Below are 9,646 nucleotides of genomic sequence, written 5' to 3' on the forward strand. Positions count from 1 at the left end.
GCGCAGGGCCTCGTGCCGGGCGATGACGTCCCGCAGGGCGTCGGCCAGCGCGGTGGCGTCGACCCGCCCGATCAGCTTGACGGCGACCGGGATGTTGAAGGCCGGGCTCGGCCCCTCCAGCTGGTCGATGAACCACAAACGCCGCTGCGCGAAGGACAACGGCAGTCGGTCGGGCCGTGGGGCGGCGACCAGCGCGGCGCGGGTCGGCGCGTCGTCGCCCAGGCGCTCGGCCAGCTCCGCGACCGTCGGGGCCTCGAACAGCAGCCGCATCGGCAGTTCCAGGTCCAGCAGCGCGCGGACCCGGCTGACCAGGCGGACGGCCAGCAGCGAATGGCCGCCCAGCACGAAGAAGTCGTCGTCCACGCCGACCTTGTCCAGGCCGAGGACGTCGGCGAACGCCGTGCAGAGCTGCTCCTCCCGGGCGTTGCGCGGACCCCGACCGACGCCGGCGCGGCCGTCGACCGCGTACTCCCGGGTGGCCAGCATTGTCTTGTCCACCTTGCCGTTGACCGTCATCGGCAGGACGTCGAGCAGCACGACCGCGGACGGCACGAGGTAGGCCGGCAGCCGGGCGGCGACGAAGCCCCGGATCGCGTCCGCGTCGGCGGACTCGTCGGCCGGCGTGGCGTAGGCGACCAGGCGCCGGTCGCCGGGCACGTCCTCGCGGACGATCACCGTCGCCTGGGCGACCCCCGGGTGCGCGGCGAGCACGGCCGCGACCTCGTCGGGTTCGATCCGGTAGCCCCGGATCTTCACCTGGTCGTCGGTGCGGCCGGCAAACATGAGCTGCCCGTGGGCGGTCCACCGCGCCCGGTCTCCGGTGCGGTACATACGCTCACCGTCGGCGAACGGGCAGGCCACGAACCGCTCCGCGGTCAGCCCCGGCCGGCCCGCGTACCCCCGGGCCAGCTGGCCGCCGGCCACGTACAGCTCGCCGTCCACACCGACCGGCACCGGCTGGAACGCCTGGTCCAGCACGTACACGCGGGTGTTGTCGATGGGCCGGCCGATCGGGAGGGTGTCCGGCACCTCGTCGGCGGCGGTCATGGTGTGCACGGTGCAGCCGACCACCGTCTCGGTCGGGCCGTACTCGTTGACGACAACCGTTTCCGGGGCGCGGGCCAGCCAGGCGCGGACTTCCGCGCCGGGCAGCGCCTCGCCGCCGACGACCAGCGTCGCGGCGGCCCGGTCAGGTCCGTCACCAGCTCGCCGAGCATCGGCAGGTGGCCCGGCACGACCTTGACCAGGCCGAAGCCCCCTCGCCGGTCGAGCAGCTCCGCCAGCCCCTCGGCGCCGCCCTCGCGACTGACGACCACCGTGCGACCCGTGATCAGCGGCACCAGCAGGCTGGTCACCGTCAGGTCGAAGGCCAGCGACGAATGCAGCGGGGCGCCGCCCTCCGACCCGTAGGTCCGGGCCGCCCAGTCCACGTAGTTGGCCAGGCCGCCGTGCGGCACGGCGACGCCCTTGGGCCGGCCCGTCGAGCCGGACGTGTAGATCACGTACGCCAGCCGCTCGGGGTGCGCCTGCACCGCCGGCGCGGTGGCCGGCTGGGTCGACAGCGCCGCCGCGACCCCGGGGTCGTCCAGGTCGATCGTGCGCAGCCGGCCGACCGGCAGTTCGTCGAGAACGTCGCCGGTGCCGAGGACCACGGCCGCGCGGCTGTCGGCGAGCATGAACGCCAGCCGGTCCGCCGGATACGTGGGATCGAGCGGCACATACGCCGCGCCGGCCCGCCACACCGCCAGCACGGCCACCACCAGGTCGATGCTCGCCGGGAGGCAAAGCCCGACCAGGCTCTCCACCCCGACGCCGGCCGCCCGCAGGTAGTGCGCGAGGCGGTTTGCCCTGGCCTCCAGTTCGGCGAACGTCAGATCGACGCCGTCACAGGTGACTGCGACCGAGGACGGCGTCATCACGGCCTGGTCCGCGATCAGCTCCGGCACCAGGGCTTCCGGCCCTCGCGCCGCGGTGTCGTTCCAGTCGGCGACAAGCTTGCGCCGCTCGTCCCCGTCCAGCACCTCGATGGTGGCGAGACTCCGGTCCGGCGATTCCTCCAGCGCTGCAACGAGGTTGCCGAGGCAGGTGTGCAGCAGCGCCGCCACGCGGTCGGGGTGCACCGGGTCGACCGCGTCGACCGTCAGCACGAATCCGCTGCCGTCGTCGCCGATGGACACGTCGAGCGGGTAGTTGGACCGCTCCCAGAGCGACAGCGTGCGGACCCCGTCGAGGCCGCTGGGCTCGTCGCCGGCGGCGTGGCTGTGCCGGTAGTTGAACACGGAGCTGAACAGCGGCGCGTTGCCCGGCACCGCGCTGGCCTTCTGCGCCACGGCCAGCGGCGCGTGTTCGTGGGACAGCAGTTCAGCCAGCTGGTCGCGGAGCAGGGACAGCGCCTCGCCGACGCCCTGGCGGCCGACCCGGACGCGCACCGGCAGCGTGTTGATGAACGGGCCGGGCACCCGGTCCGCGCCGGCGCCGGCGTTCATCCGTCCGAACAGGACAGTTCCGAACACGACGTCGTCCCGGCCGGAGACCGCGGCCAGCAGCCGGGCCCAGGCGAGGTGGAAGATCGTCGCAGGGCTCACGCCCAGCCGCCGGGCCAGTCCCCGGACGCGGCCGGCGAGATCGGTGTCGACGGGCGTGTCCGTGCGGATCACGCCGTCGCCGTCGCCGTAGACGTCGACCAGGCCGAAGGGGGCGGTGGTCTCCTCGACGTCACCGAGCAGCTCGGCGAAGTAGCGGCTGTGCTCCTCCTCCGGGACGCCGAGCCGGGCCTGTGCGACGAAGTCCCGGAACCGCAACGGTTCCGGCAGCTGCTCGCCGCGGCCACTCATGAACGCCGCCAGCTCGCCGAGCAGGATCCGCAGGGTCGTGTGGTCGCGGACCAGGTGATGGATCCGCAGCAACACCAGCCGGCGGTCGCTGCCCGGTTCGGCGGCGATGTGCACACGCAGCAGCGGGGCCCGATCCAGCTCCATCCTCGGCACGTCCGCGGCGACCAACTGGGCCACCGCGTCCTCGCCCGCCGCCAGCGTCAGCTCCTCCACCGGCAGCGTCACGTTCCGGGCCACGACCTGCGCCGGTTCCCGCAGACCCTGCCAGGCGACGGAGGTGCGGTAGATGTCGTGCCGGTCGATCACCTGCTGCAACCCCGACAGGAACGCGTCCAGCCGGTCCTGGGAGTCGATGCCGAGCACGATCCGCGAGACGTAGACGTCCACGTCGGTGTCGTCGCTGACGAGGTGGTGGAAGAAGATGCCCTCCTGCAACGGGGCCAGCGGGTACACGTCGGCGACGTTGGCCGCGCCGCCGGGCACCGTCGCCACCAGCCGCGCGATCTCGGCGGCGTCCAGCGTCACCAGCGACAGCATGTGCGGGGTGATCTCCCCCGCGCCGTCGGGAATCTCGTTCGGCGGCACGTGCACCCGCTCCGGTGCGGCGGCCTCGGCCAGGCCCGCGACGGTGGGCGTCTGGAACAGCGCCCGCACGGAGATGGCGACGCCACGCGGCCGCAGCGCCTCCACCAGCGCGACCGCCAGCAGGGAATGCCCGCCCAGCTCGAAGAAGTCGTCGTCGATGCCGACGCCGTCCAGGCCGAGGATCTCGGCGAAGGCGGCGCACAGGAGCTCCTCCCGCGGCGTGGACGGACCGCGGCCGCCGGCGGCGACGCCGGCTCCGTAGTCCGGCGCTGGCAACGCCTTCCGGTCCAGCTTTCCGTTGTTGGTCAACGGCAACGCGTCCAGCACGACCACCGCTGCCGGCACCATGTAGTCCGGCAGCCGACCGGCGGCGAACTTCCTGATCGAGGCGGCCGCGTCCGGATCGTCGGCGACGACGTAGGCCACCAGCCGATCGTCACGGACGAGCACCGCCGCCTGCTCCACCATGGGGTGGCCGGCCAGCACGGAACGGATCTCGCCGGGCTCGATCCGGTAGCCGCGAACCTTCACCTGGTCGTCCGCGCGTCCCATGAACACGACTTCGCCGTCACGCCAGCGGGCCAGGTCGCCGGTGCGGTACATCCGCCCGCCGAACGGGCAGGCCACGAACCGCTCGGCGGTCAGGCCCGGCCGATGGACGTAGCCACGGGCGATGCCGGCGCCGGCCACGTACAGCTCCCCGGTGACGCCTGGCGCGACCGGCTGCAACCGCTCGTCCAGCACGAACAGCCGCGTGTTGGCGATCGGCGACCCGACCGGCACGACCTCGCCGCCGGACAACTCGGTCGTCGCCACGCCGATGGTGGCCTCGGTCGGCCCGTAGTGGTTGAACACCTTGCATTTGCCGACGAGGTCCCGCACCCAGGCCGCCGGGGCGGCCTCACCGCCGAGCACCAGCGACTTCGCCGGCAGCACACCGGACAGCGCCATCAGGTGCGACGGCACACCCTTCACGTAGTCGATCTCGTGTTCGGCGAAGTAGCTCGCGGCGGCAGCCGGATCGGTGACGGCGTCGGCGGCGAGGATGTGCAGTTCCCCGCCCAGGGCGAGGCTGGCGAACACGGTGGTGTTGCCCAGGTCCGTGGCCTGCGCCTGCAACAGCGCATACCGACCCGCGCCAAAACCCAGCCGCGCCGGCACCGACGACACGTAGTTCGCCAGCGAGCCATGCGTGACGGCAACGCCCTTCGGACGGCCCGTCGAACCGGACGTGTAGATCACGTAGGCGGTGTTGTCGGGCTGGATCGGCGTCAGCGGGGCGCTCGACGGGAACGTCGCCAGCAGGGCCTCGTTGTGCACGTCGATGGTGAGCAGCCGGCCATTAGGCAGCTCCTCCAGGACCTCCGCGGTCCCCAGCAGCAGGGAGACCCGGCTGTCGGTGAGCATGTAGCCGATGCGGTCGGTCGGCAGCTCGGGGTCGATCGGCAGGTACGCCCCGCCGGCCCGCCACACCGCCAGGATCGCCGTGATCATCTCGACGCCGCGGGGCAGGCACAGGCCCACCACCGCCTCCGGGCCGACGCCGGACGTGGTGAGCAGGCCGGCCAGCCGAGTGGCCCGGGCGGTCAGATCTGCGTACGTCACCTCGACGCCGTCGCTGACCAGCGCGACCCGGTCCGCGGACTGCTCGGCACGAGCCGCGATCATCTCGATCACCGAAGCGGTCGGCACAGCGGCGGCCGTGTCGTTCCACTCGGTCAGCACGGCGCGAAGCTCGGCCTCGTCGAGGATCGGCGCCTCGCCCAGGCGCGTGGTCGGGTCGGCGGCCAGCGCCTCCAGCATGCCGACGAACCGTCGGGCGACCATCTCTGCGGCCGGGGCGTCGAACAGATCGGCGGCAGCGCTGATCGCGCCCCGCACGCCGGCCGGCGCACCGTCCTCGAACACCTCGCCGATCAGCACGTCCAGGTCGAACTTGGCGACCGGCTTGCCCAGCACGACCGGCCTGCACCGCACGCCGGCCAGATCGAGCGACGGTGAGGAGTTGTCCAGCACGGTGAGCACGGTCTGGAACAGCGGATGGCGGGCCATCGACCGCGCCGGCGCGAGCTCCTCCACCAGGCGCTCGAACGGCACGTCCTGGTTCGCGAACGCCGCCAGGCTGCCCTCCCGGACCCGGGCCAGCAGCTCGGCGAAGGTCGGGTTCCCGGCGGTGTCGGTGCGGACGACCAGCGTGTTGACGAAGCAGCCGACCAGGTCGTCCAGCGCCTCGTCGGTCCGGCCGGCGATGGCCGAGCCGATCGGGATGTCCGTGCCCGCTCCCAGCCGGGACAGCAGAGCCGACAGCGCCGCGTGCAGCACCATGAACAGGGTGACGCCCTCGGCGCGGGCCACCGCGCGCAGCTTCCGGTGCAGCTCCGCCGGCACGCGGAAGGCGGCGGTGTGGCCCACATGGCTGGCGACCGCCGGCCGCGGACGGTCCGCGGGCAGCCGCAGGTCCTCCGGCGATCCGTCGAGGGCCGCTCGCCAGTGCTTGACCTGGCGCGCCATCAGACTGTCCTCTTCGGACTCGTCGCCGAGTAGTTCCCGCTGCCACAGCGCGTAGTCCGCGTACTGCACCGGCAACGGGGCCCAGTCGGGGGCGACACCGTGGCATCGAGCCTCGTAGGCGGCGGTCAGATCCCGAGCCAGCGGGCCCATCGACCAGCCGTCGCCGGCGATGTGGTGCACGACCAGCAGCAGGATGTGCTCCTGCGGCGCGGCGCCGAACAGCCAGGCCCGGACCGGGATCTCCGTGCTGAGGTCGAAGGCGTGACCGGCGGCCGTCATCGCGGCGTCGACCAGGCTCCCCCGGCCGGCGTCGGACAGCCCCGGCGCCGGCTCGATGATCGTCCGGTCCGTCGCCGGCAGGTCCCAGGCGAGGTTGTCCAGGGCGGAAAGCTGCGCCGCGCCGTCCGGCACGTCGACGACGGCCAGCTCCCAGTCGAGCTCGTCCAGGCCGATGATCCGCTGGTAGGGCTGCCCGTCGTGGCTGGGGAAGACGGTCCGCAGGGCCTCATGGCGGCCGAGGACGTCCCGGAGCGCGGCGGCCATCGCTGCCCGGTCCAGGTCGCCGGACAGGCGCAGCGCGATCGGGCTGTTGTATGTGGGGCTCGGCCCCTCCAGCTGGGACAGGAACCACAGCCGTTGCTGCGCGAACGACAGCGGCACGCGCTCCGGCCGTTCGGTCCGCACGAGGGCCTGTCGGGCCTGGTCGGCGGCATCCAGCTGCGCCGCGAGGCCGGCCGGGGTGGGCGTGTCGAACAGGAGGCGGATCTCCAGCTCGACGCCCAGCAACGCGCGCACCCGGCTCACCAGGCGCGTCGCCAGCAACGAATGGCCGCCCAGCTCGAAGAAGTCGTCCTGCGGACCGACGTGGTCCAGGTCGAGCACCTGGGCGAAGGCGGCGCAGAGGATCTCCTCGCGCATGGTCGCCGGGCCGCGACCCACCACCGCCGCGCCGGTGCCGTAGTCCGGGGCGGGCAGCGCCTTGCGGTCGAACTTTCCGTTGCCGGTCAACGGCAGCGCGTCCAACACGACGATCGCCGCCGGCACCATGTGCTCGGGCAACCGGTCCGCCACGAACTTCCTGATCGGGGCGGCCAGGTCCGGGTCGTCGGCGACGACGTAGGCCACCAGCCGATCGTCACGGACGAACACCGCCGCGCGGTCGACGGACGGATGCGCGGCCAGCACGGCTTCGATCTCGCCCGGCTCGACCCGGTAGCCACGCACCTTCACCTGGTCGTCCACCCGGCCCGCGAACACCACCTGGCCGTCACGGGTCCAGCGGGCGCGATCGCCGGTGCGGTACATCCGCCCGCCGAACGGGCAGGCCACGAACCGCTCCGCCGTGAGGGCGGGCTTGCGGAGATAACCCCGCGCCAGCCCGGAGCCGGCGACGTAGAGCTCGCCGACCACACCGGGCGGCACCGGCTGCAACCGCTCGTCCAGCACGAACAGCCGCGTGTTGGCGATCGGCGTACCGATCGGCACGACCTCGCCGCCCGTCAGCTCGGTGGTGGCGACGCCGATCGTGGTCTCGGTCGGCCCGTAGTGGTTGAACACCTTGCACTGACCGACGAGGTCCCGCACCCAACTCGCCGGGGCGGCCTCACCACCGAGCACCAACGACTTCGCCGGCAGCACGCCGGACAGCGCCATCAGATGCGACGGCACGCCCTTGACATAGTCGATCTGGTGCTCGGCGACGTAGGCGCTCATCGCCTCGGCGTCCATCGCGGTGTCGGAATCCGGGATGTGCAGTTCGCCGCCGAGCGCGAGGCTGGCGAACACGGTGGTGTTGCCCAGGTCCGTGGCCTGCGCCTGCAACAGCGCATACCGACCCGCGCCAAAACCCAGCCGCGCCGGCACCGACGACACGTAGTTCGCCAGCGAGCCATGCGTGACGGCAACGCCCTTCGGACGGCCCGTCGAACCGGACGTGTAGATCACGTAGGCGATCTGGTCCGGCAGCGGTTCGTGCCCGAGCCGTGCGTCCGGCTGAGCGGCGAGCATCGCGGCGGCGTTGTCCAGCTCGATCGTGCGCATCCGGCCGACCGGCAGCTCGTCCAGCACCTCGGTGGTGCCGATGACGACGGCCGCGCGGCTGTCGCCGAGCAGGTACGAGATGCGGTCGGCCGGCTGCGTCGGATCGATCGGCAGGTACGCGCCGTCGGCCTTCCAACGGCGAGGATCGCCGTGATCATGTCGGCGCCACGGGGCAGGCACAGTGCCACCACGGACTCCGGACCGACGCCGACGGCCCGCAGGTGGTGGGCAAGCCGGTTCGCCTGGGCGTCAAGCTCCTGGTACGTAACGGAAACTCCGCCGCTGACGACGACCGGCGCGGTCGGCGTGCGGTCGACCTGGGCCTCGATCATCGCCGGGACCATCGAGTCCGGGCCGGCCGAGGCGGTGTCGTTCCACGTGCCGAGCACCTGCCGCCGCTCGGCGTCCTCCAGCACCGGCACGGAGCTGAGCCGCCGCGTAGGCTCGTCGGCCAGCGCGGCCAGCATCCGCAGGAGCCTGGTCGCGAACAGCTCTACCGACTCGCGGTCGAAGAGGTCGGCGGAGGCGCTCAAACCGCCCCGCACGCCGGCCGGCTCGCCCCGTTCGTCGAACACCTCGCCGATGAGCACGTCCAGGTCGAATTTCGCGACCGGACGCCCGACGAACACCGTCTCCGAATCCACCCCCGGCAACCGCAGCTCGGCCGACGCGCTGTTCTGCATCGTGAGCACGATCTGGAAGAGCGGATGCCGTGCCAGCGACCGGGTCGGGGCCAGCTCCTCCACCAGCCGCTCGAACGGCACGTCCTGGTTCGCGAACGCCTCCAGGCCGCGTTCCCGCACGCGGGCCAGCAACTGCGCGAAGGTCGGGTCACCGGTGACGTCGGTGCGCATGACCAGCGTGTTGGCGAAGTAGCCGACGAGGCCGTCCAGGGCGCCGTCGGTGCGGCCGGCGATCGCCGAGCCGATCGGAACGTCCGTGCCGGCCCCGAGCCGCGACAGCAGGCCGGCGACGGCCGCGTGCAGCACCATGAACAGGGTGACGCCCTGCGCCCGTGCGACGTCGAGCAGGCGGCCGTGCAGGTCGGCCGGGATGTCCATCGGCACCGTGATGCCACGGTGGCTGGCCACCGCCGGGCGGGGCCGGTCCGCCGGCAGCGTCAGCTCCTCCGGCGATCCCTCCAGCGCGCCCCGCCAGTAGCGAAGCTGGCGCGCGGCAAGGGATTCGGCGTCGTTCTCGTCGCCGAGCAGTTCGCGGTGCCACAGCGCGTAGTCCGCGTACTGCACCGGCAGCGCGTCGAACTCCGGTGCGGTGCCGCTGCGTCGGGCCACGTAGGCGGCGGACAGGTCGCGCATGAGCGGCCCGGTGGACCACCCGTCGCCGGCGATGTGGTGCACGACGAACACGAGCAAGTGCTCGCCGGTGCCGACGCCGAACAGCGCCGCTCGCACCGGCACGTCCACGGCCAGATCGAAGGGCTGCGCGCCGAACTCGGCCACCCGCTCGTCCAGCGCGGCGGCGTCGATGTCGTGCACGGCGAGGTGCCAGTCCGGGTCGGCGAGCATCCTCTGGTACGGCTGCCCGTCTTCGGCCGGATACACCGTGCGCAGCGCCTCATGGCGTGCGAGCACATCCCGGAGCGCGGCGGCCAACGCGTCGCGGTCGAGATCGCCGGACAGCCGCATCGCGACCGGCGTGTTGTACGTCGGGCTCGG

General features: G+C 72.7%; 2 protein-coding genes and 1 pseudogene. All 3 read right to left on the reverse strand.

All coding sequences use genetic code 11. The annotated features are described in order from the left end of the window. Nucleotides 1-1,152 (reverse strand): phosphopantetheine-binding protein (locus KUTG_RS65070; protein WP_255361010.1); only part of this gene is annotated, 1,152 nt, incomplete at its 3' end. Further along, complete coding sequence (locus tag KUTG_RS65905) at nt 1,044-3,326, reverse strand: AMP-binding protein (protein ID WP_369794621.1); 2,283 nt, start codon at nt 3,324-3,326, stop codon at nt 1,044-1,046. The genes KUTG_RS65905 and KUTG_RS65070, both read right to left, overlap by 109 nt. Before the next feature lie 29 nt (nt 3,327-3,355). After that, nucleotides 3,356-9,646, reverse strand: a pseudogene (locus tag KUTG_RS65910) (condensation domain-containing protein); the annotation flags it as partial.

The sequence above is a fragment of the Kutzneria sp. 744 genome, from assembly GCF_000568255.1.
GTDB lineage: Bacteria > Actinomycetota > Actinomycetes > Mycobacteriales > Pseudonocardiaceae > Kutzneria.